This is a genomic window from Bradyrhizobium cedriense, assembly GCF_054602315.1.
In genome coordinates, this window is sequence record NZ_JBTSWB010000004.1 from 758,836 (window position 1) to 781,173 (window position 22,338).

Genomic DNA, 22,338 nt, shown 5'->3' on the forward strand with positions numbered 1-22,338 from the left:
CGGATCGAACAAACAAGAAACTGGGTGGAAACGATGACTCCAACGAGAGCGAAGCTGTGCGGACTGCTCGTGGGGACGGCAGCTGCACTGAGCGCGAACGCCGCGCTTGCCGTGACATTGACGGAGGACGCGGGGATCGTCTGCAAAGGCCTCAATGGCGGCACTGACGCCGTGAAGATCGATAGCGCGACATTGCAAGCGCCGTCGCAACTCGCCGTTGCCGAACGCGGGCCGACGCCGTCGGGGCGCATCACGCCGGCCAATCCGCGCTTCTGCAAGGTGCTCGGCCACATCGATCCGGTCGATCCCAAAGCGCCGCCGATCAAGTTTCAGGTCAACCTTCCCGTCGAATGGAACGGCCGTTCGCTGCAATATGGCGGCGGCGGTTTCAATGGCGTGCTCATCACCGGCCTCGCGCTGCCGCCGGCCTATCCCTTCGACAAGCCGTCGCCGCTGGCGCGTGGCTTCGTCACCTATGGCACCGATTCTGGCCACGAGACCAAGCAGGGCGAGCCGCCGCAGGTGTTCGCGCTCAACGACGAGGCCTTCGAGAATTTCGCTCATCGCGCCTACAAGAAGGTGCGCGACGCCGCCGTCGCGCTGATGCACCGCGCCTACGGCAGGAAGCCGGATAAGATGTACTTCATGGGCTCGTCCGAAGGCGGCCGCGAAGGCCTCACCATGGCGCAGCGCTACCCTGATGATTTCGACGGCATCTTCGCGCGAGTGCCCGTGATCAACTGGGTCGGCCTGCAGCATGCCGGAACGCGCTCGGGCCTGGTGACCATGGGGGAGGGCTGGATCAATCCGGCGCAGGTCAAGCTGGTCGGCGATGCCGTGCGTGCGGCTTGCGACAAGGCCGACGGCTCCGACGATGCGCTGGTGCAGGATCCCGTCGGTTGCAAGGCGGCATTCAAGGTCGAGACGTTGCGTTGCGCGGCGGGCCAGAGCGGCGATCAGTGCCTCACCGATCCCCAGATCACGGCGATCAATACGCTGCATGCGACCTATAAATTCCCGTTCGCGCTCGCCAATGGTCTCGACGACTATCCGGGCTGGGGAGTTTCGGGCGAGGACATCCCGGCGGTGGGGCCGACCGGCGGCTGGGTCGCGTGGTGGCTCGGCACGGCGCCGCCGGCGCAGCCGCCTGCGCTCAACAACGGCATCGCCTGGATCTACGGCGCCGGCGGCATTCAATATGTCTTCGCGCGCGACCCGAAGCTCGATGTCACCAAATACAACGTGGAGCACCATAAGGCCCGGCTGCTCGAGGTCTCGAAGCTGATGGATTCGACCGATCCCGATCTCAGCCGCTTCCGGATGCGCGGCGGCCGGCTGATCATGCTCGAGCACATGGCCGACTACGCGCAGAGCCCCTATGCCGGCATCCGCTATTTCGAGAACGTCGAGCGCAAGATGGGCAAGGCCGAGACGGCGGAGTTCGCGCGACTCTACACCGCGCCCGGGGTCGACCATGTCGGCTCCGGCGCACCGGCCAATGTCGACATGCTGAGCGTGCTGGTCGACTGGGTCGAGAACGGCAAGGCGCCCGGCGATCTCGAAGTCAGCGAGCAGAAGGTGCAGGCGCCGTCTTTCGCGACGCTGCGCGCGCTGCCGCTGTGCCGCTGGCCGGCCTGGCCGCACTACAAGAGCGGCCCAGTGACAGAGGTATCGAGCTTTACCTGCGCGCCGTAGCGAAACGGCCGGTTTGACAATCGCCTCGTGTGCGGCTAGATATTTCGCATGCGAAATAACGAAGGCGCGAGGCATCATCGGCTGATCTACCTGCTGAGCGTCGCGCACCGCCGCTTGCAGCGCTGGATGGCGGCGCAGCCGCAGAGCACGGTAACGCCGGCGCAGGCGGGGCTGCTGTTCATCCTCGGCAAGCAGGACGGCGTCCTGATCGGCGAGGCGGGCGCGGCGCTCGATATGGGGCCGGCCGGCATTTCTGGCCTGGTCGACCGCACCGCAGCCGCAAGACTGATCGAGCGGCGCGCCGATCGGGAGGATGGCCGCGCCTGGCGGATCTGGCTGACGCCGAAGGGGCGTACCGCGCTGGCACAGGCGAAGGCCGGTGCGGCACAGGTCAATGCGGCGCTGACGGACGGATTTACGGCTGCGGAGATCGACATCGTCGCACGCTGGCTGACGAGCATTCAGGACAAGTTTCCAAGAGGAGCAGAGCAATGACCGAGCACGTCCGGATCGAGAACAATGGCGGAATTCTCACCCTCACGCTGGCGCGCCCCGACAAGAAGAACGCGCTCACGGATGCTATGTACGGCAAGCTCGCCGATGCAATCGAATCCGCCGAGTTCGATCCTTCGGCCCGCGTGATCCTGATCCGCGGCGAGGGCGACATGTTCACCGCCGGCAACGACGTCGGCGAGTTCGCGGCGGTCGCAGCGGGCAAGTCGGAAGGCAGCCGCAACGTCGTGCGCTTCATCCAGTCGCTGGCGCGCTGCACCCGGCCGCTGGTCGCGGCCGTGCAGGGCCGTGCCGTCGGCGTCGGCACCACGATGCTGCTGCATTGCGATCTCGTCGTGCTCGCCGACAACGCGCAATTGTCGACGCCCTTCGTCAGCCTCGCACTGGTGCCGGAAGCCGCCTCCAGCCTCTTGATGCCGGCGCGCATCGGCCATGCGCGCGCCTATGAGATGTTTGCGCTCGGCGAGACCGTGCCTGCCCGGTCGGCGCTGGAATGGGGCCTTGCCAACCGCGTGGTGCCACTCGACAAGCTCGATGCCGAGGCGCTCGCCCTCGCCCAGCGTCTCGCCCGTCAGCCGCTCGGTGCGCTCACGGCCACCAAGAAACTGATGCGCAACGGAGAGGCGCTGGTTGCGCAGATGCAGGCCGAAGGCGAGCAGTTCGCGCAACGCCTGCGCACCGCCGAAGCGCGCGAGGCGTTTACGGCATTCGCCGAGCGCCGCCCGCCGGATTTCACCAAGGTAGCGTGAGGCGGCTGCCCCGACCGCGTGGCACATTCCGAGGTCCATGGCATTTGAATAAACCTTAACGAAACTTTGGCATGTCACCGTGCAAGATGACCGCTCGTGACGAGTAGGTCTTTTGGTCCATGTCAATTTTTAAGAAATCGGTAAGCACGCTCCTCCTGGTTCTGATGGCGCTACTGGCCGCCGGTGCGCTGACCAGCACGGCCATCCAGATGGGCGGGGCTTTCGGCCGCTACAGCGACAGCCTGGAGACCGAACGGCTCGCGAATGCCGACAAGGCGATCTTCCAGGGCGTGCTGGCCTTGCGCAACAATCGCGGCGATGCCCAGAGCGCACTGCTGGGCGAGGACGATCCGCGTGCCAAGCTCGGCGCCGCCGAGAAGGCCGAGCAGGCCGGCTTCGATGCCATCGCCGCCGCGCTCTCGACCGTCGAATTCGCGCGGCGCGACGAGCTGGCCGGCACGCTGAAGCAGCGCTGGAGCGAGGCCGCGCCGAAGTTCCAGTTGTTCTACGACGAAGCCAAGTTGCCGCGCGCGGAACGCAAGGTCGAGCGCACCGCACCCTGGTACGATTCCGTCACCAAGGTGATCGAGACGGCGAACCTCGCGTCCACTGCGGTGTCCAACCGCGCCTGGATGAACGATCCCTTCATTGGCCGCATGATCCAGGCCCGCCGCCTTGCCTGGCAGGTGCGTGACCGCTACGGCATCCAGTGCTCGACCCTGCGTCCGAACGTCAACGGCTCCAAGCCGCTCGACGAGACCCAGAAGCAGACCGTGGCGGGATGGAATGGCATCATCACGGCCGGCTGGGCCGGCATGGAGGAACTGCTGGCTGCGCCTGATGTGACGGCGGATCTCGTCAACACGGCCAAGGAGGCGCGCGCCAAGACCGATGGGGTCCTCAAGCAGATCGGCGAGGTCACCAGGAACTTCGACGGCAGCGGCCGTCCTGCGATGCCCGCCTCGGAGTGGAACGCGTTGTGTCAGTCTCCCTTCGCATCCATCGTCGCGGTCGCGAACAAGGCGCTCGACTTGTCGATCGCGCGCGCGGAGGCGGTTCAGGCGAAGGCCCTCACCAATCTCATCGTGCAGTCGCTCGCGTTCCTGCTCGCGCTGGCCGTGACCCTGGCCGGCGTGTTCGTGGTGCGTCATCGCCTCATGCGTCCGGTGCGCGCCATCCTCGATGCCATCGCGCGCATCAGCGCACGCGATTATGCGACGCCGGTTCCGCAATCCCGCCATCCCGACGAGTTCGGCACCATGGCCGCCGCACTCGAGAGCCTGCGCGAGAGCGCGGCGACCGCGGAACGGCTGGGCCAGGAACGCGAATCGCAGCAGGCGCTCCAGCTCGCCCGCTCCGGCACCGTCGATGCGGCGTGCCGCAGCTTCGACGATACGGTGCAGGCGGTCATCCAGAGCGTCGTGGCCTCGACACGGGAGCTCGACGCCACCGCGACCGGGGTGCGCTCGCTGGTCTCCGAATCGAGCAGCCAGACCGCGGCGGTCTCCTCCGCGGCCGAGCAGGCCACCAACAATCTCGAAACCATCGCGGCCGCGACGGAGGAGCTCTCCGCATCGGTCGGCGAGATTTCCGCACAGGTGCAGTCGAGCGCCCGCGAGGCCCGCGAGGCCGTGGCGCAGGCGGAGCAGACCAATGCAACGGTCGAGATCCTCGACCAGACCGCCAGCCGGATCGGCGAGGTCGTGAAGATGATCAACGCGATCGCCGCCCAGACCAACCTCCTGGCGCTGAACGCCACCATCGAAGCCGCGCGTGCGGGCGAGGCCGGACGGGGCTTTGCCGTCGTCGCGGGCGAGGTCAAGAGCCTCGCCTCCCAGACGGCGACAGCGACGGAAGAGATCTCGCGCCAGGTCGAGGAGATCCAGGGCGCCACCGGCCAGGCCGTTGCCGCGATCCGCTCGATCGGCGGTGCCATCGGCGGCATCGACGAGAAGATGACGGCGATTGCGGCCGCGGTCGAGCAGCAGCGCGCGGCCACCACGGAGATCTCGCGCAATTTCCAGCAGGCCGCTCAAGGCACCCGCGAGGTGACCGACACCATCGGCAGCGTCGCGAGGCTCAACCAGGAGACCGGCAACGCGGGCACGGTGCTGTCGGAGTCCGTCAAGAAGATGTCGGCCGACGCCGATCGCCTGCGCGTCGCGGTCGAGGGCTTCTTGGGAGCCGTCAAGACCGCATAGCTCGTTCTCTCACCATCCATTCGCGCGGGCATTGCCGCCGGTCCGTGTGGCTTGTACATCTGTGCCGTCTCGCTCCGCGAGCGCGGCGACAGACGTAAGTATATCAGGGATGGAGAGTTCGATGCCGGTCACGCTACAGCACAAGGCTCAGCGCCCCTATCGCGGCGTGTTCCCGGTCGCGCCCACCATCTTCGACGCGCGCGGCGAGCTCGACCTCGAGGGCCAGCGCCGCTGTATCGATTTCATGATAGATGCCGGCTCGCACGGTCTCTGCATCCTCGCCAATTTCTCCGAACAGTTCGTGCTCACCGACGCCGAGCGCGAGACCGTGATGCATGCGGTGCTGGAACATGTCGCGGGACGGGTTCCCGTGATCGTCACCACCACGCATTTCAGCTCGGCCGTGTGCGCGGCGCGCAGCAAGCAGGCCGAGGCGGCCGGTGCCGCCATGGTGATGGTGATGCCGCCCTATCACGGTGCGACCTTCCGGGTGCCCGAGAAGGGCATCGTCGACTTCTTCAAGGTGCTGTCGGGCGCGATCGACATTCCCATCATGATCCAGGACGCTCCGGTCGCCGGCACGCCGCTGTCGGTCGAGTTGCTGGCGCGGCTGTCGCGCGAATTCGCCAACATCCGCTATTTCAAGATCGAGGTCGCAGGCGCGGCTTCGAAACTCCGCAGCCTGATCGAGGCGGGCGGCAAGGACATCGAAGGCCCCTGGGACGGCGAGGAGGCGATCACGCTGCTCGCCGATCTCGATGCCGGCGCCACCGGCGCGATGACCGGCGGCGGCTATCCCGACGGCATCCGCCAGATCATCGATCCGTATTTCGCCGGCAAGCGCGAGGAGGCGAAGGCCGCCTATGAGCGCTGGCTGCCGCTGATCAATTACGAGAACCGCCAATGCGGCCTGATCGCCTGCAAGGTCATGATGCAGGCCGGCGGCGTGATCAAGTCGGAAGCCGTGCGGCATCCGCTCCAGCCCCTGCATCCGGCAACGCGCGCGGGCCTGCTGGAGCTCGCCAAGGAGCGCGACGCGCTGGCGCTGCGGTGGGGGAAGTAACCTCTCCGGCCGAAATTCGGTTCTTCCGTCGTCATTGCGAGGAGCGAAGCGACGAGCCAAATCCAGGCCGGCTCCGCGGAGACAATCTGGATTGCCTCGCTGCGCCCGCAGTGAAGGGGTCGCCCATTTCGGTTCCAGGTGTCGAATTGGCGCAATTCCTCCAGTTTCCCCGGACCCGGCGATCAAGTATCGTACGCTGACCAACCAGACTCTGCGGAGCAGCCGAGACATCGCGCAATACCTTGCTTTATGCCGTTATCCCGAGTCAGGTTGTCGTAAACCGACAGAACAGGGAGGCAGTGCCATGACGATGAGGCCGGATCCCACCTTTCACGCATCGCCCAAGCTTGCGATGGAAGCACCTGCGGAGAACTTTGCCTATACGTTGCTGCTTAGTCCGGACTTCTCAAAGCCGGATGCTCTCGCGGTCATCGACGTCAAACCGGGATCGCCCACCTATAGCCAAATCGTCCACACGGTGACGATGCCCAACAAGGGCGATGAGTTTCATCACTTCGGCTGGAATGCCTGCTCCTCCGCCTTGTCGCCACTCGCCGGACATGCCTTCATCGAGCGGCGCTATCTCATCATTCCCGGGCTGCGCTCGTCGCGCATCTACATCATCGATACCAAGCCCGATCCGACCCAAGCCAAGATCCACAAGATCATCGAGCCGGAGGAAGTCTTCAGGAAGACCGGCTATTCGCGGCCACACACGATCCATTGCGGGCCGGACGGCATTTACGTCAGCACGCTGGGTGGCGGCGGCAAGGACGGCACCAACGGGCCTCCAGGCGTCTTCATCATGGATTGCGAGACGTTCGAGGTCCTCGGACGATGGGAGATCGACCGCGGTCCACAGACGCTGCATTATGATTTCTGGTGGAATCTGCCGCGCGATTACATGGTGACGAGCGAATGGGCGTTGCCGCCGCAGTTCGAGAACGGGATCGTCCCGGAAGATCTGCTTGCGAACAAGTACGGACATCGTCTCCATTTCTGGGATCTTCGCGCACGTCGCAACGTCCAGACCATCGATCTCGGCGCCAATCATCAAATGGCGCTGGAGGTACGACCGGCGCACGATCCGGTTCGCGAGTACGGCTTCGTAGGCGTCGTGGTCGACACCACGAATCTCGAAGCATCGATCTGGACGTGGTGGCGCGAAGGCGGGAAATTCCACGCGGAGAAGACCGCGACGATCCCGCCAGAGCCCGCGCCAAAAGAGAAGCTCCCGCCGCTGCTCCAGGGCTTCGGTGCCGTACCGCCGCTGGTGACCGACATCGACCTGTCGATGGATGACCGGTTTCTCTATGTCTCGTGCTGGGGCACGGGTGAAATGCGCCAGTACGACGTCAGTGATCCGCGCAAGCCGAAACTTGCAGGCTCGGTCCATATCGGCGGTATCGCCCGCCGCACGCCTCATCCGAACGGCAAGTCCTTTGCGGCGGGTCCACAGATGGTCGAGATCAGCCGCGACGGCAAGCGCGTGTACTGGACCAATTCGCTCTATTCCACCTGGGATGACCAGTTCTATCCCGATGGGGTCCCGGGCGTGGAGGTGATGGCCAATGTCGGTCGCAACGGCGGCCTCGAACTCGACAGGGACTATTTCGTAAGCTTCCCCGACGGATATCGTGCGCACCAGATCAGGCTCGAGGGCGGCGATTGTTCGACGGATTCCTTTTGCTATCCGTCGGTCTAGATTGGGGGCACGCGAGCCCGGCACTCGGCTGGCTGTGGCTCGCTCTCGTTGCGAGCGGTCTCTATCACGGAGTCAATCCGGGCATGGGGTGGCCGCTCGCCGTTTCGGCCGGGCTCATGGACAAGAGCCCGCGCGCGCTTTTCCGCGCCTTGTGGGCCCTGTCGGCCGGGCATCTGCTCGCAACGTTTCTCGTGCTGCTGCCATTCGCGTTCCTGCTCGTGCTGGCGGAGTGGCAGCGTCCGATCCAGATCAGTGCGAGCCTTCTCGTCATCGGCTTCGGGGCCTATCGGTTGATCATTCGGCGCCATCCGCGCGCACTGGCACGAATTCCGCCGACGCAATTGGTGCTCTGGTCGTTCGCCGTCGCCATTGCTCACGGCGCCGCCCTGATGCTTGTGCCGATCTATCTTGGACTCTGCCAGGCCTTCGAGCTCGATGCCGGACATGAGGCAGCGGGCGAGTTGATGAAGGCAAGTGTCGGGATGGCGGCGCTGGTGTCCCTGGTGCACGTTGCCGCCATGGTCGGCGCCGGCGGATGTCTGGCTTGGCTGGTCTACCGCTATCTGGGGTTGAGGTTCGTCTCGCGAAGCTGGTTCAATCTGGATGCTGTTTGGGCGACCAGCCTCGTCCTGGTCGGCGCCGTTGCGCTCGCCTTCAATCTTGGGAGCTGACGGTGAGGCCTACCGCGTCAACGCCCACTCGCCGATGATGCGGAAGCGGGCCTTCGCCTCGTCCTGCTTGAACAGTGCGAGATGGTCGATCGCCAGCGCGCCGAGACGAAGCGATGCAAACCGGGTCCGCAACATCTCCAGAATCGGCCCGCGTCGCTCTGCGTCCAGCCGGCCGGTGAGCGTCATGTGGAAGCGGAACTCCTCCATCACGTAGGGGTAGCCCCAGCGGTCGAGATAGTCGCGCTGCTGCTCGGTGAGTTTTTCGGGCTTGCGCCGCGCACGATCTTCCGCAGTGAGGGCCGCGCGGAAGGAGTCGAATTCACGAACGCAATCGGAGGCAAATTGCTGAAGCGCGTCGACCGGCTCGGCGGGAATGACGGCGATGAAGCCGCTGATGGCATCGACGACAGGGCGGATCACTGGAATTGTTCGCCTCTTGCCGGCGAACGTCGCGCAGGTCGCCATGAGCTCGGCCTCGGTCCTGCCTGATACCAGCGTCATCGGCGCCTTCAGCGTGGCATGAAAGCCGTATTTGCGCGGATCGGTGCTGATGTCGCGCCAGTCCGGAGCAATCTGCAGCGCTTCGCGCGGGAACGGCACTTCGTCGCCCGTGCGGGCGTCATAGCCGAGCAGCTCGGCGCCGAAGCGGGAGAGGGCGCCGTCGGCGCCGTCGGCGAAATAGATCGCGTAGCGGGGAAAGCCTGTCATCACCTCAGCATAGCCAATTTACGCCGCGACGACAGCCTCGCGCGGTGCCGCCACAGCAGTGAGCAGCCTTGTCGCGTCGGTGAGATGGACGAGCTTGCCGCCCGAGATCACCGCGATCAGCCGCGGCCGCAGCTTCACGCCGTCGTCGACGAGGAGAATGTCGGCGCGGCGTCCCTCCGCGAGCACACCGCGATCGGTAAGTCCAGTTGCGCGGGCGGGGCCGTCAGAAACCAGATCCCAGGCCGCTGCCAGCGGCACCACGCCGTCGTTGGCGAGGCGGAACGCGGCGAGCAGCTGTGCGGGATAATAATAGTCCGAGGCCAGCACCGAGCAGAGCCCCTTGGCGATCATGTCGGATGCCTTGGTCCAGCCGGTGTGACTGCCGCCGCGCACGACGTTCGGCGCGCCGTAAACGATGGCATCGCCGTGGTTCGCTGCCGCGCGCGCCGTTTCCTCGTTGATCGGAAACTCCGCGATGTCAGCGCCGAGATCGCGAAACTCCCGGCGCATGGCCGGTGTTGCGTCATCGTGCGACAGCATTCGCACCTCGGCCGCGCGGGCTGACGCGGCGAGGCGCGACACCGAAGCAGGCACCTCATCGGCGCGCGAAACGATGCGCTCGACCAGCCGGTCGAATTCTTCGCTTGAAAGGCCGGTACGCTCCACCATGCGGTTGCGCTTGCGCGGCCTGGCCATGTCGGCGACGGTGCCGTCCATGTGGTCGTTGAAGGCGAACAGGTCGACGCGGCCCGCGGCGAGCCACTGGGTGATCTCGGCCTCGGCGTCGAGATTGTAGGTCTCATGGCGCAGATGGAAGCGGGTGTCGGCCGCGAATTGCGGACGCTGCCGCTCGATCGCCTCCATCAGGGCGCGCGCATTGCCGGCGCTGCGCAGGCCCGGCTCCCAGGAGCAGGTCGTGGCGTGAAAGACGGTGGTGATGCCGTTGCCGATCGCCTGGCGGTCGCTGTCGGCGAGCGCGACGTCGATCGGGAAATCGACGCCGGCGCGCGGCATCATCTGCCGCTCGAAGGCGTCGCCATGCAGATCGACCATGCCGGGCAGCACCAGCAGGTCGCGGGCGTCGATCGCCAGCCGTGCACGGCCGCGCGAAGCATCGATCTGCGCGATGTCCGTTCCCGATACGAGAAGCGAGGTTTCGACGAACTCGGCGCCGATCAGGGTTCGGCCGCCTTCGAGGAAGATGTCTGTCACGCGACCGCGTTTCGTTTGCTGGCGGGAGAATTGGTGAGAGAGTTCGCCCGTGCTTCGTATGTCGAAAGAAAATCTTCAATCCCGAGCTTGCGGAAATCGGGCAGCGCCTCGCGCAATTTGTCGTGATCCCAGTCCCACCAGGCGAGCTTGGCGAGCCGTCCGGCGATCTCCTCCGAGAACCGCCGCCGCACGATGCGTGCCGGATTGCCGGCGACGATCGTGTAGGCCGGCACGTCCTTGGTGACGATGGCACCGGCGGCGATCACCGCGCCGGTGCCGATGTTGCGGCCCGGCAGGACGATCGCGCCATGGCCGATCCAGACGTCGTGGCCGATATGGATATGATGCTGGCGCCGCCAGTCGAAGAACTCGGCGTCGTCGCTCTCACCTTCGAAATAGGCGCTGGAACGGTAGGTGAAGTGCGCCTGTGTCGCGCGGTGCATCGGATGATTGCCGGGATTGATGCGCGTCATCGCCGCGATCGAGCAGAATTTTCCGATGGTGGTGTAGGTGATCTGAGCGTCGTTGACGACGTAGGAGTAATCACCCATCGCCACTTCATGCAGGATCGTGCGCGCGCCAACCTCGGTATAGGCGCCCAGCCTGGTCTCGTGGAGCTTGGCGGAGGGATCTATGGTCGGCTGAACCGAAAGAGCTTTGGCGGCCATGTTGTATCCAAGGCGGAGGGCGGGGAATTTCTCTTCGAGTGACTTGATGACGATAGCATGACGTCACGATGACAGTGGATGACGCCTGCTTGATTGCCGCACTGCAATGGTGCTGTCACACAAGTGTTAAGCATGGGCGTTAGCGGTTGCCTCCAGCTACTCTGGAGCCCTGCATGCTGGTGGTGGATGGTCTGACGTGTCGCTTCGGCGCGAAAGCCGCGGTGGACGACGCTTCGTTTCAAGTTTCCGCCGGCGGCTTCGTCGGTGTGATCGGGCGATCCGGCGCCGGCAAGTCGACCCTGCTGCGGACGATCAACCGCCTCGCAATGCCGTCGCAGGGCCGCATCCTGTTCGACGGACTGGACGTCACCGCCTTGCGCGGCAAGGAACTGCGGCAATGGCGAGCCCGTTCGGCCATGATCTTCCAGCAGTTCAATCTGGTCGGCCGGCTCGATGTTCTCACCAACGTCCTGATGGGACGCCTCGCGACGATGCCGGCCTGGCGCTCCCTCACGCAGGCCTGGCCCGAGCAGGACAAGGCGCTGGCGATGTCCGCGCTGGAGCAGTTCGACATCGCTTCGCTCGCCGCCCAGCGCGCCGATCAGCTCTCGGGTGGGCAGCAGCAGCGCGTCGCGATCGCCCGCGCCCTGGTGCAGCAGCCCGATATTATTCTGGCCGACGAGCCGATCGCCTCGCTCGACCCGCGCAACACCAAGATCGTCATGGATGCGCTTCTGCGCATCAACAAGCATTTCGGCATCACCGTGCTCTGCAACCTGCATTCGCTCGATCTTGCCCGCAGCTATTGCGACCGTCTCATCGGCATGGCGCAGGGGCGCGTGGTGTTCGACGGCGCACCGGCTGAGCTGACCGATCACGTTGCCCGCGAGCTCTATGATCTCGAAGCTGCCGACGTCATGGGCGGCACGCCTGTTCCGGCGCCTGAGGGTGTCCCGGCACTCGGAACGGCCGCGGCCGCCTGAGTTGCGACGCGCCTGTTTCGTTGCAAGTTTTTGCGTCAACCGACCCCAACCGATGAAGAGGGTATCATGATCACTCGCAGATTAATCCTTGCCGGTGCTGCCGCGCTCGCATTCACGGTCTCCGCCTCGGCGAACGACTGGAAGGCAAAATATCCCGAACTGACCTTCGCGGTCGTTCCGGCCGAGAACGCCTCCGGCGTTACCGAGCGCTGGGCGCCGTTCATGACCTATCTCTCGAAGGAACTCGGCGTGAAGGTCACGCTGCGCATCGCCAACGACTATGCCGCAGTGATCGAAGGCCAGCGCGCCGGCAATATTCACGTCGCCAGCTACGGCTCGGCCGCCTTTGCGCGCGCCCGCCTGACCGGCGTCAAGTCCGACCCCTTCGCCAACGACATCAATGCCGACGGCTCGACCGGCTACTATTCGGTGTTCTTCGTCAAGGCGAGCAGCCCCTACAAGAGCCTCGATCAGCTCAAGGGCAAGAACCTCGGTCTCGTCGATCCGAACTCGACCTCGGGCAACAACGTGCCGCGTTTCGAACTCGACAAGATGGGCATCCACGATGCCGACACCTATTTCAGCAAGGTCGTCTTCACTGGCAGCCACGAGAACGCGATGCTGGCGCTGGCGCAGGGCACGGTCGAGGTCGCGGCCAACCAGTGGACCAGCGACGACGATTCCACGCTGGCGCAGATGCTGACCAAGGGCATGCTGAAGAACGCCGACGGCTCGGCGATGAAGAAGGATGACTTCCGTATCATCCACAAGTCCGCACCGATCATCAACGGCCCCTATGCCTATAACTCCGAGCTGCCGGAAGATGCCAAGGCGGCGATTGCGAAGGCGTTCTTCGACGCGCCAACCAAGGACAAGGCGGCGTTCGACCGTCTCTCCGACGGCCAGAAGAAGGGTTTTCATCCCGCCACCACCAAGGACTGGGATGGCACGATCGAGCTGATCAAGTTCGTCGATGCGCTGCGTAAGAAGAAGGCGTCCTGAGTTCTCGGGACGGTGCACTCGAGCCGGGTCCCTGAGGACCCGGCTCTTTCTTTGAGGGACCTGTTTCTTCTTTGAGGGACCTGTTTCGACAGATGACGACAGCGGTTTCGATCCTCCCCGAGCAGCAGCTCGCCGTGCTCAATGCCGCCTATCGCCAGGCAGTTGCGCGCAGGCGGCTCCGCCTGTTGCTGGGCGCCGTCATCTTTGCCGCCGCGCTGCTTCTCGCCGCGATCGGCGCGGAAGTGAATTTGCGCACGCTGTTCACCCATTTCGGCAACTTCATCAGCTATTTCGATCGCATCCTCACGCTCGACAGCGGCCAGCGGGTCTGGACCGATGTCGGCGAGTGGCTGTGGGGCTGGCGCAAATGGCTGAGGATGCTGGGTGAGACGCTGCTGATCTCCTACGTCGGCACGCTGATCGGCGCGACCCTCGCGTTCGCGCTGAATTTTTTCGCGGCCGAGAATACGTCGCCTGCACCCTGGCTGCGCTTCGTCGTGCGCCGCCTGCTCGAATTCGCCCGGACGGTTCCGGGCATCGTCTTCGCGCTGATCTTCGTCATCGCCTTCGGTCTCGGCCCGATGGCGGGCGTGCTGGCGATTGCGATCCACTCCACCGGCGCGCTCGGAAAGCTGTTCTCGGAGATCGTCGAGAACGCCGACATGAAACCGGTCGAGGGCATCCGGTCGACCGGTGCGAGCTGGCTCGCCTGCATGCGCTTCGCGATCGTGCCGCAGGTCACTGCCGGCTATGCCAGCTACGCGCTGCTGCGTTTCGAGATCAACGTCCGCGAAGCCTCGGTGATGGGCTTCGTCGGCGCCGGCGGCATCGGTCAGGAGCTGGTCGTCGCCATCCGCAAGTTCTACTATTCGGACGTCAGCGCGATCCTGCTCACCATCATCGTCACCGTCTTCATCATCGACATCACCACCGGTTGGCTGCGTGGCCGCCTGTTCGGTAAGGAGGCGCGGACGTGAAGGCTCCGCAGGAGTTCGATACCGCGCAGATGCGTGCGCGCTATCCGGATGTGTTCGACCGGCCGGCAGCGACGCGGCTCGCGACGCCCGCGATGATCGTCGCGGCGTTCGCGATCCTGATCTACGGCCTCGTCGATCTCGACTTTTCGCCGTCGCGCTTTTTCGCCGGCCTCAGCCAGCTCGGCTGGATCAGCCTGATGATGATCCCGCCGGATCCCGGTTCCTCGCTGCCGGTCTATCTGAAGGCGCTCGGCGAGACCCTGTCGATCGCGCTGCTCGGCACTACGCTGGGGGCGCTGCTCGCGCTGCCGGTGAGCCTGCTAGCGGCGCGCAACGTGGTACCGTCGAACTTCCTCCGTTTCCCGGTCCGTCGCTTCCTGGATTCGATCCGCGGCGTCGACACGCTGATCTGGGCACTGGTGTGGATCAATGTGGTCGGGCTCGGCCCGTTCGCAGGCGTGCTCGCCATTGCCGTGTCGGATTTCGGCGCCTTCGGAAAACTGTTCTCGGAGGCCATTGAGGGCGCCGACCAGAAGCAGGTCGAGGGCATCCGCGCCTCAGGCGGCAGCGCGCTGCACGAGATCCGCTTCGGCCTGATGCCACAGGTGCTGCCTGTCATCGCCGGCCAGGTGCTCTATTACATCGAATCGAACACCCGCTCGGCCACCATCATCGGCATCGTCGGCGCAGGCGGCATCGGCCTCCAGCTCGCCGAACAGATCCGCGTGCTGGAATGGCAGAAGGTGTCGTTCCTGATCCTGATGATCCTGGTTGCGGTCGCCGCGATCGATTTCATATCGGGCAAGCTGCGGTTTGCGATCATCGGGCGAAGGGCGGTAGCTTAGCAGAGTCTCTCCGCGTCATGGCCGGGCTTGTCCCGGCCATCCACGTTCTTTTGGAACTTGAGACGTGGATGCCCGGGACAAGCCCGGGCATGACGAGAGTGTGGAGCTGGCGCGGCCCATCCTACGAGCCGTGCGTGGTCGCTCGCTCACCCGTTCTCCACCAGAAACTCCACCCGCTCCGCCGCAAAGCGCGAGTGCTTGGTCATCAGCGGCTTGCCGTCGAGATCGTGGTCGGTCGCGTCGACCACCAGGATCGGGCGTCCGAGCGCGAGATTCAGCCGTGCGGCGTCGGTTGCGTCGACGATGCCGGCGGTGATTCGGGTTGCGCCGCGGCGATAGTCAGGAATGCCGTAGTGCTCCAGCAACTTCGTCATCGAGCGCGTTGCAGCGAATACGGTGCCGGCGCCCGGAAACCGCTCCGCTGACAGCCAGGTGGTGGAAACGCATATCGGCGTGCGGTCTGCGAGGCGGATCGCCTCGATCCGCACCAAGGGCGCGCCGGACTTCAATCCCAGTTCCCGTGCGAGCTCGCGCGTCGCGATCTCGTCGGTCGCCTCGATCAGCCGTCCATGCGGCTCCCGGCCACCCGCACCGACGATCTCGGAAAAACGCGTGCGCGAGCGCAGCGGATAGGCGAGCTTCTGCGCCTCGACATAGGTTCCACTGCCGCGCTCGGCCCGCACGAGGCCGCGCTCGGCGAGCGCAGCCAGCGCGCGCCGCACGGTGTGACGGTTGACCCGATAGGTCTCGGCGATCTCCATCTCGCCCGGCAGCTTGTCGCCGGCCGCAAAGCGGCCGTCGGCGATGCCGCGCTCGATGCCGTCGGCAACGAGGCGCCATAGCGCGACGCCCGAGGAGGCTGTGTCCTGCATGCTCATGTCGCGAGAACCTACCCCAGAAATCACATCATTGTCACGAAACGGTCATGGCGCGTCCGTATGAAGTTGTCTATTATCATAGACAACTTCGACGCGGCAAGTTCGGTGGACCAGGTGACGCAGCACAACATTCAGCAAGCCCAGCGCAAGGCCGCGATGGCGGTGCTGGCGCACGCGGAGGCGGGCGAGATCGCCGCTCGCCTCCGCAACTTGGCCCTCCCGGCCCATCAGGATCTGCGCGTGCCTGAAAACGGGCTCGTCATGCTGCGCGGCCGGGTCGGCGGCGACGGCGCGCCGTTCAATCTCGGCGAGGCCACGGTGTCGCGCGCCGCGGTCCGGCTTGCGAGCGGTGAGGTCGGGTTCGGCTACACGCTCGGCCGTGACGGTGACAAGGCGCGGCTGATCGCATTGTGCGATGCGCTGGTGCAGTCTCGTGACTACGGCGGCGCGATGGAGCGGGATGTCATCGCGCCCTTGCGCGAGCAGCTTATGATTCGGCGCAAGCAGGCGGCGGCCGAGACCGCCGCGACGAAGGTTGATTTCTACACCATGGTGCGCGGTGAGGGCTGAGATCATGACCACGATTGCGGAACTGCCGCCGGGTTTTGCCGACAAGGTGCTGTCGGCGCAATCGACCTTTCGCTCCGTCATGGACGCCATGGCGCGACCAGGCTCGGTTCAGCGCATCGTGCCGATGGCGGGGGCGCCGGGGCCGATGATGCGCGGTGCCGCCGCAATCGCGCTCACGCTGTTCGACCACGACACGCCGCTCTGGCTCGATGCGCGGATGGCGGAGAGCTCTGACCTGGTGAAGTGGCTGAAGTTTCATACCGGCGCACCGGTGGTACAGGATTGCTCGGTCGCGAGTTTCGCATTGATCAGCGATGGTGCCGCGCTTCCGTCGCTGGATCGTTTTGCGCTCGGGACGAGCGAATACCCGGATCGTTCGACCACGGTGATCATCCAGGTCGATAGCCTGGCCTCGGGGTGCAGCTTCGAGCTCCGCGGCCCCGGCATCGACGGCGTCGCGACGCTGCAGGCGTCGATCAAGCCGTTCGACCTGTTCGAGCGCCTGCAAATCAACGAGGCGCTGTTTCCGCGCGGCATCGATGTGGTGCTGGTCGCCGATGACGCCGTGGTTGCGATCCCGCGCACCACGCGCGTCGTGAGCAAAGGAAGCTGAAGCATGTATGTCGCAGTCAAAGGCGGCGAACGCGCCATCGAGAACGCCCACCGCCTGCTCGCGCATAAGCGGCGCGGCGACCAGAGCGTTCCGGAAGTCACGCTCGACCAGATCTCGGAGCAGCTCGGCCTCGCCGTCGACCGCGTCATGAGCGAAGGCTCGCTCTACGATCGCGAGCTCGCGGCGCTGGCGATCAAGCAGGCGCGCGGGGATCTGATCGAGGCGATCTTCCTGGTCCGCGCCTTCCGCGCCACCCTGCCGCGCTTCGGCGCCAGCGAGCCGGTCGACACCGGCGCCATGCGGGTGCAGCGGCGGGTGTCCTCGACCTTCAAGGACATTCCCGGCGGGCAGATCCTCGGGCCGACCTTCGACTATACCCACCGCCTGCTCGATCCGTCGCTCGCCAAAGGCTTCCTGCCGGAAGCGCCAGCGACGGCCGAAGCATCGACGGCGCCTACGCCGCGCGTGACGGACATTCTTGGCCGCGACGGACTGATCGAATCCTCGCCCCAGGCCGAGGACGGCGCGCCGGTCGGCGATCTCACCCGCGAGCCGCTGAATTTCCCGGCTGATCGCGACCTGCGCCTGCAGAATCTGGCGCGCGGCGATGAAGGCTTTCTGCTCGCGATGGGCTATTCCACCCAGCGCGGCTATGGCCGCAACCACCCCTTCGCCGGCGAGATCCGCTTCGGCGAGGTCGAGGTCGAGTTCTTCGCGGAAGACGCCGGCTTCGCCGTGCCGCTCGGCTCGATCGAATTGACCGAATGCCAGATGGTGAACCAGTTCAAGGGGTCTGCGACCGAAGCACCGTGCTTCACCCGCGGCTATGGCCTCGCCTTCGGCCAGAGCGAGCGCAAGACCATGTCGATGGCGCTGGTCGATCGCGCGTTGCGCGCCCGCGAGCTCGGCGAGGAGGCACTCGCGCCCGCGCAGGACGAGGAGTTCGTGATGTCGCATTCGGACAACGTCCAGGCGACCGGCTTCGTCGAGCACCTGAAGCTGCCGCATTACGTCGACTTCCAGTCAGAGCTCGGCCTCTTGCGCAAGCTGCGGCAGGAGTTCGCGGATGCCAATGCGCCCGACGCCATGAAGGAGGCAGCGGAATGAACGCGCCCGCCTATAACTTCGCCTATCTCGACGAGCAGACCAAGCGGATGATCCGCCGCGCGATCCTGAAAGCGATCGCCATTCCCGGCTATCAGGTGCCGTTCGCCAGCCGCGAAATGCCGATGCCCTATGGCTGGGGCACCGGCGGCGTGCAGGTCACCGCCGCGATCCTCGGTCCCCAGGACGTGCTCAAGGTGATCGACCAGGGCTCCGACGACACCACGAACGCGATCTCGATCCGGAAGTTCTTCGCCAGGACCGCCGGCGTCGCCACGACGACGGCGACGGACCAGGCGACGGTGATCCAGACCCGTCACCGCATCCCGGAGACGGCCCTGAACGAGAACCAGGTGCTGGTCTATCAGGTGCCGATCCCCGAGCCCCTGCGTTTCCTCGAGCCGCGCGAGACGGAGACGCGGCGCATGCACGCGCTGGCCGAGTACGGCCTGATGCACGTGAAGCTATACGAGGACATCGCCCGCTTCGGCCACATCGCGACCGCCTACGCCTATCCGGTGAAGGTGAACGCGCGCTACGTGATGGATCCGTCGCCGACGCCGAAATTCGACAATCCCAAGATGGACAATTGCGCCGCGCTGCAATTGTTCGGCGCCGGCCGCGAGAAGCGCATCTACGCGATCCCGCCCTATACGCAGGTGGTCTCGCTCGATTTCGAGGATCACCCGTTCGAGCCCTATCGCTTCAACGCGCCCTGCGCGCTCTGCGGGGCGGAAAATTCCTATCTCGATGAGATCGTCACCGACGATAAGGGCGGGCGGATGTTCGTCTGCTCGGACACCGATTATTGCGAGGGCCGCCAGGCCGCGGGCCATCACGGCAGTCTCAGCGCTGCGCCGTACAAGGAAAAGGCGGGCTCACATGGTTGATCAAGGCTCGGCTGATCTCGATACGCTCGAAAACGACCAGCCGCTGCTGGTCGCGGAGTCCCTCAGCAAGTCCTTCGGGCGCATCGCCGCCTGCCGCGACGTCTCCTTCGCGCTGTATCCCGGCGAGGTGCTGGCGATCGTCGGCGAGTCGGGCTCGGGAAAGTCGACGCTTCTGCAGCTGCTGTCGGGCCAGCTGGCACCGAGCGCCGGCCATGTGTCCTACCGGATGCGCGACGGCATCACGCGCGACCTCACGACGCTGGGCGAAGCCGAGCGGCGTTTCCTGTTCCGCACCGATTGGGGCTTTGTGCACCAGGACCCCGCGCAGGGCCTGCGGATGGCGGTTTCGGCCGGCGCCAATGTCGGCGAGCGGCTGATGGCCGTGGGCTGGAATCACTACGGCCGCATCCGCGACACCGCCTCGGACTGGCTCACCCGTGTCGAGATCGACGTCGCACGCATCGACGATGCACCGCGCACCTATTCCGGCGGCATGCGGCAGCGTCTTCAGATCGCCCGCAACCTCGTCACCGAGCCGCGGCTGGTGTTCATGGACGAGCCGACCGGCGGCCTCGACGTGTCGGTGCAGGCGCGCCTGCTCGATCTCCTGCGTAGTCTCGTCGCCGAGTTGCACCTCGCCGTCATCATCGTCACCCACGATCTCGCGGTCGCGCGCCTCTTGTCGCATCGCGTGATGGTGATGAAGGGCGGCCGCGTCATCGAGACCGGTCTCACCGACCAGGTGCTTGACGATCCCCGCGAGCCCTATACGCAACTCCTCGTCTCCTCGATTCTCCCGCCATGAGCTTTTCGATGACCGCCATGATCGACGTTGCCGATGCCCAAAAGACCTTTACGATGCACTTGCAAGGCGGCATCGCGCTGCCGGTCGTGCGCGGCGTGACCTTCCACGTCAAGCCCGGCGAGTGCGTCGTGCTGTCGGGGCCGTCAGGCGCCGGCAAATCGTCGATCCTGAAGATGATCTTCGGCAACTATCGCTGCGACAGCGGCCGCATCGCCATCCGCCACCGCGGCACAGTGGTCGACCTCGCCACTGCCGAGCCGCGGCAGATCCTCAACGTCCGCCGCTCCACCATCGGCTATGTCAGCCAGTTCCTGCGCGCCGTGCCCCGCGTCGCGACCATCGATGTCGTCGCCGAGCCGCTGATCGTCAACGGTGTGAGCCGTGTCGACGCACAGGCGCGCGCCGGCGCGTTGCTGCATCGTCTCAACATCCCCGAGCGGCTGTGGCAGCTCCCGCCCGCGACCTTCTCCGGCGGCGAACAGCAGCGCGTCAACATTGCGCGCGGCTTCATCTCGGACCTGCCGATCCTGCTGCTGGACGAGCCCACCGCCTCGCTCGATGCCGCCAATCGCGCCGTCGTGGTCGAGCTGGTCGCTGAAAAGAAGCGCCAGGGCGCCGCCATGGTCGCTATTGTCCATGACGACGAAATCCGTCATCTGATTGCGGACCGCATCGTCGACGTCGCCAGCTTTGCCGCCGCGGCCTGAAGGAAGAGGGAAATGAACGCCAAGCCGAAGGTAACAGTGATCGCCAACGCCAGGATCGTGCTGGCCGACCGGGTGATCGAGCAAGGCTGGCTCGCTCTTGCCGACGGACGCATCGCCGAAATCGGCGAGGGCAGCGCGCCCGCCGGTGCCGAGGACGCCGGCGGCGACCTGATCATGCCCGGCCTGATCGAGCTCCACACCGACCATCTCGAAGCGCATTACGTGCCGCGGCCGAAGGTGTTCTGGAATCCGGTCGCGGCCGTCATCTCCTATGACGGTCAGCTCGCCACCTCGGGTATCACCACCGTGTTCGACTCGCTCCGGGTCTGGCGCGAGGATGGTGCCGAGGAAGTCGATGGCCGCGCCGGCGTGCTCGCCGCCGCCATCACGACTGCGCGCGATGCCAGCCTGTTGCGCGCCGACCACTTCCTGCATCTGCGCTGCGAGATCCCGATGCCGAGCGTGGTCGAGGAGGCCAAGGAGCTGATCGACCGTCCCGACGTCAAGCTGATGTCGCTGATGGATCACACGCCGGGCCAGCGCCAGTTCCGCGACGAGGTCAAGCTGCGCGACTATTATCGCGGCAAGGGCGGCGGCAAGACCGATGCCGAACTCGACGAGCTGTTCGCAAAGCGATTCGAGTACCAGAAGCAGTATGCTGCCGCCAACATGCGCGAGATCGTGGCGCTGGCGCATCAGTACAAGATTCCGCTGGCGAGCCATGACGACACCACCGAGGAAAACGTCGCGGACGCCGTGCGCGACCGCGTCTCGGTGGCGGAATTCCCGACCACGCTGGAGGCCGCGCGCGGCCTGCACCAGGCCGGCATCGACATCCTCATGGGCGCGCCCAACGTCGTGCGCGGCGGCTCGCATTCCGGCAACATCGCCGCCGTCGATCTCGCCCGCGAAGGCCTGCTCGACATCCTGTCGTCGGACTACATCCCGTCGAGCCTTCTCATGGCTGCGCTGCAATTGCCTGAGCATGTGCCGGCGATCAGCCTTCCGGCGGCCGTTCGCACCGTGACGAAGGCGCCGGCCGAGGCGGTCGGTCTCTCCGACCGCGGCGAGATCGCCAACGGCAAGCGCGCCGACCTGATCCGCGTGCACGTCGCGGGCAGTGTTCCGGTGGTCCGCAGCGTCTGGCGCGAAGGGAACCGCGTCGCATGAGCGAGGCGGCGACCATGGCAGGGCAGGCGGGTGCGATCGGGCCCGGCCGGCTGGTGCTGGTGGTCGGTCCGAGCGGTGCCGGCAAGGACACGCTGCTCCGGCTCGCACAGACGGCCTGTGCGGACGATCACAACGTCGGCTTTCCACGCCGCCTCGTGACGCGCGAGTCCTCTGCGGCGGAGGACAACATCTCCGTCAGCCCCGATGAGTTTCGTCGTGCGCGCGAGCACGGCGACTTCGCCGTGCACTGGGAGGCGCATGGACACGCCTATGCGCTGCCGCTCGAAATCAACGACGACATCCGCGCGGGCCGCACGATCGTCGTCAACGTCTCGCGCACCGTGATCGCCGCGCTGCGCCAGACCTACGCCAATGTCGTGGTGGTCGCCATCACGGCGCCGCCGGACGTATTGGCGCAGCGGCTTGCGGCGCGGGCACGGCACAGCGACGGCAACATCGCCGAGCGGCTGTCGCGCAGCGTCGAGGACGCTTCGGCGCGGGCCGACGTCACCATCCCCAACGCCGGCAGCGCCGAGTATCACAGCCGCCAGCTGTTGCGCGTGATCAGGGATGAAGGCTGGCGCGATTAGCCGGCCAACGAGGAGAGAG

At 65.6% G+C, this 22,338-nt stretch carries 23 protein-coding genes; 19 read left to right on the plus strand and 4 right to left on the minus strand.

Annotated elements, in window-relative coordinates; translation table 11 throughout:
* Window positions 1–33: 33 nt before the first annotated feature.
* The 7 genes from ACYCVF_RS20175 to ACYCVF_RS20205 all read left to right on the plus strand — a co-directional run bounded on the left by ACYCVF_RS20175 (window position 34) and on the right by ACYCVF_RS20205 (window position 8,597).
* Window positions 34–1,695 carry a tannase/feruloyl esterase family alpha/beta hydrolase gene (locus ACYCVF_RS20175; protein ID WP_459599254.1) on the plus strand — a complete coding sequence of 554 codons (1,662 nt, stop codon included), beginning with the start codon at window positions 34–36 and terminating at the stop codon, window positions 1,693–1,695.
* Window positions 1,696–1,743: 48 nt separating this feature from the next.
* Window positions 1,744–2,190: a MarR family winged helix-turn-helix transcriptional regulator gene (locus ACYCVF_RS20180; RefSeq protein WP_459599256.1), complete on the plus strand. Its 447-nt coding sequence runs from the start codon at window positions 1,744–1,746 to the stop codon at window positions 2,188–2,190.
* Window positions 2,187–2,957 carry an enoyl-CoA hydratase gene (locus ACYCVF_RS20185; protein WP_459599258.1) on the plus strand — a complete coding sequence of 257 codons (771 nt, stop codon included), beginning with the start codon at window positions 2,187–2,189 and terminating at the stop codon, window positions 2,955–2,957. Before ACYCVF_RS20180 ends, ACYCVF_RS20185 begins: the two co-directional genes overlap by 4 nt.
* 119 nt (window positions 2,958–3,076) lie before the next feature.
* Window positions 3,077–5,158 carry a methyl-accepting chemotaxis protein gene (locus ACYCVF_RS20190; protein WP_459599260.1) on the plus strand — a complete coding sequence of 694 codons (2,082 nt, stop codon included), beginning with the start codon at window positions 3,077–3,079 and terminating at the stop codon, window positions 5,156–5,158.
* A gap of 121 nt (window positions 5,159–5,279) precedes the next feature.
* Window positions 5,280–6,221, plus strand: coding sequence for a dihydrodipicolinate synthase family protein (locus tag ACYCVF_RS20195; RefSeq protein WP_459599262.1), 942 nt, complete (start codon window positions 5,280–5,282; stop codon window positions 6,219–6,221).
* Between the two features lie 304 nt (window positions 6,222–6,525).
* On the plus strand, window positions 6,526–7,926 hold the full coding sequence (locus ACYCVF_RS20200; RefSeq protein WP_459599264.1) for a selenium-binding protein SBP56-related protein: 1,401 nt from the start codon (window positions 6,526–6,528) through the stop codon (window positions 7,924–7,926).
* A gap of 83 nt (window positions 7,927–8,009) precedes the next feature.
* A complete protein-coding gene (locus tag ACYCVF_RS20205; RefSeq protein ID WP_459599266.1) occupies window positions 8,010–8,597 on the plus strand; it encodes a hypothetical protein in 588 nt (195 codons plus the stop codon).
* Between the two features lie 9 nt (window positions 8,598–8,606).
* On the opposite strand, the gene ACYCVF_RS20210 is transcribed toward ACYCVF_RS20205, so the two are convergent.
* From ACYCVF_RS20210 to ACYCVF_RS20220, 3 genes are read right to left on the minus strand one after another with little or no spacing between them, the layout of a single operon-like run.
* On the minus strand, window positions 8,607–9,305 hold the full coding sequence (locus ACYCVF_RS20210) for a DUF1045 domain-containing protein (RefSeq protein ID WP_459599268.1): 699 nt from the start codon (window positions 9,303–9,305) through the stop codon (window positions 8,607–8,609).
* An 18-nt stretch (window positions 9,306–9,323) separates the two neighbouring features.
* On the minus strand, window positions 9,324–10,517 hold the full coding sequence (locus ACYCVF_RS20215; RefSeq protein WP_459599270.1) for an alpha-D-ribose 1-methylphosphonate 5-triphosphate diphosphatase: 1,194 nt from the start codon (window positions 10,515–10,517) through the stop codon (window positions 9,324–9,326).
* Complete coding sequence (locus ACYCVF_RS20220) at window positions 10,514–11,185, minus strand: transferase hexapeptide repeat family protein (protein WP_459599272.1); 672 nt, start codon at window positions 11,183–11,185, stop codon at window positions 10,514–10,516. Before ACYCVF_RS20220 ends, ACYCVF_RS20215 begins: the two co-directional genes overlap by 4 nt.
* Window positions 11,186–11,358: 173 nt before the next feature.
* Here ACYCVF_RS20220 and phnC point away from each other — a divergent pair, with 173 nt between their 5' ends.
* The 4 genes from phnC (at window position 11,359) to phnE (ACYCVF_RS20240) (ending at window position 14,992) form a co-directional block, all read left to right on the plus strand.
* A complete protein-coding gene (gene phnC, locus ACYCVF_RS20225; RefSeq protein WP_459599274.1) occupies window positions 11,359–12,168 on the plus strand; it encodes a phosphonate ABC transporter ATP-binding protein in 810 nt (269 codons plus the stop codon).
* 66 nt (window positions 12,169–12,234) lie between these two features.
* Entirely contained in the window at window positions 12,235–13,170 is a 936-nt protein-coding gene (phnD, locus tag ACYCVF_RS20230; RefSeq protein ID WP_459606599.1) for a phosphonate ABC transporter substrate-binding protein, read from the plus strand.
* 92 nt (window positions 13,171–13,262) lie between these two features.
* Entirely contained in the window at window positions 13,263–14,147 is an 885-nt protein-coding gene (phnE, locus tag ACYCVF_RS20235; RefSeq protein ID WP_459599278.1) for a phosphonate ABC transporter, permease protein PhnE, read from the plus strand.
* 29 nt (window positions 14,148–14,176) lie between these two features.
* Complete coding sequence (phnE, locus tag ACYCVF_RS20240; protein WP_459599700.1) at window positions 14,177–14,992, plus strand: phosphonate ABC transporter, permease protein PhnE; 816 nt, start codon at window positions 14,177–14,179, stop codon at window positions 14,990–14,992.
* Window positions 14,993–15,138: 146 nt separating this feature from the next.
* Here phnE (ACYCVF_RS20240) and phnF read toward each other — a convergent pair whose 3' ends face one another.
* A complete protein-coding gene (phnF, locus tag ACYCVF_RS20245; protein WP_459599280.1) occupies window positions 15,139–15,870 on the minus strand; it encodes a phosphonate metabolism transcriptional regulator PhnF in 732 nt (243 codons plus the stop codon).
* A 105-nt stretch (window positions 15,871–15,975) separates the two neighbouring features.
* Here phnF and phnG point away from each other — a divergent pair, with 105 nt between their 5' ends.
* Genes phnG through phnN form a run of 8 tightly spaced genes read left to right on the plus strand, consistent with a single transcriptional unit; the run spans window position 15,976 to window position 22,319 of the window.
* Window positions 15,976–16,440: a phosphonate C-P lyase system protein PhnG gene (gene phnG / locus ACYCVF_RS20250; RefSeq protein ID WP_459599282.1), complete on the plus strand. Its 465-nt coding sequence runs from the start codon at window positions 15,976–15,978 to the stop codon at window positions 16,438–16,440.
* A 4-nt stretch (window positions 16,441–16,444) separates the two neighbouring features.
* On the plus strand, window positions 16,445–17,053 hold the full coding sequence (gene phnH, locus ACYCVF_RS20255) for a phosphonate C-P lyase system protein PhnH (protein WP_459599284.1): 609 nt from the start codon (window positions 16,445–16,447) through the stop codon (window positions 17,051–17,053).
* Window positions 17,054–17,056: 3 nt separating this feature from the next.
* Window positions 17,057–18,160 carry a carbon-phosphorus lyase complex subunit gene (locus ACYCVF_RS20260; protein WP_459599286.1) on the plus strand — a complete coding sequence of 368 codons (1,104 nt, stop codon included), beginning with the start codon at window positions 17,057–17,059 and terminating at the stop codon, window positions 18,158–18,160.
* On the plus strand, window positions 18,157–19,047 hold the full coding sequence (locus ACYCVF_RS20265; RefSeq protein ID WP_459599288.1) for an alpha-D-ribose 1-methylphosphonate 5-phosphate C-P-lyase PhnJ: 891 nt from the start codon (window positions 18,157–18,159) through the stop codon (window positions 19,045–19,047). Before ACYCVF_RS20260 ends, ACYCVF_RS20265 begins: the two co-directional genes overlap by 4 nt.
* Window positions 19,040–19,852, plus strand: coding sequence for a phosphonate C-P lyase system protein PhnK (phnK, locus tag ACYCVF_RS20270; protein ID WP_459599290.1), 813 nt, complete (start codon window positions 19,040–19,042; stop codon window positions 19,850–19,852). Before ACYCVF_RS20265 ends, phnK begins: the two co-directional genes overlap by 8 nt.
* 8 nt (window positions 19,853–19,860) lie before the next feature.
* Window positions 19,861–20,559, plus strand: coding sequence for a phosphonate C-P lyase system protein PhnL (gene phnL, locus ACYCVF_RS20275; RefSeq protein WP_459599292.1), 699 nt, complete (start codon window positions 19,861–19,863; stop codon window positions 20,557–20,559).
* Window positions 20,560–20,571: 12 nt separating this feature from the next.
* A complete protein-coding gene (locus ACYCVF_RS20280; RefSeq protein ID WP_459599294.1) occupies window positions 20,572–21,729 on the plus strand; it encodes an alpha-D-ribose 1-methylphosphonate 5-triphosphate diphosphatase in 1,158 nt (385 codons plus the stop codon).
* Window positions 21,726–22,319, plus strand: a complete 594-nt coding sequence (gene phnN, locus ACYCVF_RS20285) for a phosphonate metabolism protein/1,5-bisphosphokinase (PRPP-forming) PhnN (protein ID WP_459599296.1) — start codon at window positions 21,726–21,728, stop codon at window positions 22,317–22,319. The genes ACYCVF_RS20280 and phnN overlap by 4 nt, the downstream gene beginning before the upstream one ends.
* Window positions 22,320–22,338 lie beyond the last annotated feature (19 nt).